The sequence below is a fragment of the Idiomarina baltica OS145 genome, assembly GCF_000152885.1.
Classification (GTDB): Bacteria; Pseudomonadota; Gammaproteobacteria; order Enterobacterales; family Alteromonadaceae; genus Idiomarina; species Idiomarina baltica.
Genome location: NZ_CH672404.1, coordinates 96,441 through 97,718 on the forward strand (window position 1 = coordinate 96,441; position 1,278 = coordinate 97,718).

At 50.8% G+C, this 1,278-nt stretch carries 3 protein-coding genes; all 3 read left to right on the forward strand.

Annotated features, from left to right (window positions below; genetic code table 11):
• Positions 1–291 (forward strand): acyl-CoA thioesterase (locus OS145_RS04145; protein ID WP_006954941.1); only part of this gene is annotated, 291 nt, incomplete at its 5' end.
• 1 nt (position 292) lies between these two features.
• Entirely contained in the window at positions 293–997 is a 705-nt protein-coding gene (gene tolQ, locus OS145_RS04150) for a protein TolQ (protein ID WP_006954942.1), read from the forward strand.
• Between the two features lie 2 nt (positions 998–999).
• On the forward strand, positions 1,000–1,278 hold a 279-nt coding region (locus OS145_RS04155), incomplete at its 3' end, for a biopolymer transporter ExbD (RefSeq protein WP_165477448.1).

Here is a 1,278-nt window from a genome sequence, read left to right on the forward strand (position 1 = left end):
TCGTTAGGGATTGAACAGGATAGCTGGTTAGATCACAATAGAGCCTTCGTAGTGCGGCATGTCGATCTCGACTTGCAAGCAGCAGCGCGTTTTAATGCTGAACTGACGGTCACGGTCGTGGTCGAACAGGTCAAGAAAGCATCGTTGGTGTTTACTCAGCAAGTCGTGGGCGCCGATGGCACATTACATTGTCAGGCGCGAGTGAAAGCCGCATGTGTCGACAAAGACGCGATGAAAGCTGTCGCAATACCCGATAGTATCTTACAAGCGATAAAAGCAGAGGTGAGTTAGCGTGGAAGCAGAATTGTCCTTTATTGATTTGTTTTTGCAGGCCAGTCTATTAGTTAAGTTGGTCATGCTGATGCTGTTAGCAATGTCCGTATGGGGCTGGGTACTGATTTTTCAGCGCAAGAAAGTCATCGGGCAAGCACACAGCGATGCGCTCAAATTTGAAGATCGCTTTTGGTCGGGTGTCGACCTCGCTCGCTTGTATCAGGAAATTTCTGCTCGTGCGAAGAACAGTCGTGGCATGGAGCTGCTGTTTCATGCCGGTTTTAAAGAATTCGCGCGGCTCAGTAATCACGACAACGCCGACTCACAAACACGCGTCGAAGGCGCTTTCCGTGCCATGCGCGTTGCCCACGCCCGTGAGTTGGAAAAACTCGACGCTAACCTCGGTATCCTCGCAACGATTGGTTCTATCAGTCCGTATATCGGCTTGTTCGGTACCGTATGGGGTATTATGAACGCGTTTATCGCACTCGGTGCCGTCAAACAAGCGACCCTCGCGATGGTTGCGCCGGGTATCGCCGAAGCGCTTATCGCAACAGCAATGGGTCTATTTGCCGCCATCCCAGCGGTAATTGCTTATAACCGGTTTACCAATCGTGTTGAGAAAGTCGATAACCAGTATATGAACTTTATCGATGAGTTTGTCGCAATTTTACAACGCCAGAGCTTGTCTAACGTTAAAACTGTAAAAGGTGACGCACTATGATGGTGATGCCACGTAAGCGCCGCAAGCCGGTCGCAGAAATCAACGTGGTGCCGTACATCGACGTGATGTTGGTGTTGCTGATCATTTTCATGGTGACGGCACCACTGATTACTCAAGGGGTTAAGGTTGAATTACCTAAAGCGACCGCCGAGCCATTAGCGAAAGATACCAACCCACCGTTGGTCGCTTCGGTCGATGCCGAAGGCAATTACTACTTGAATCAAGGCACCGATCCGGATGTGCCGATCAGCGCCGATGAAGTCGCCACCTTGGTCGCGGCG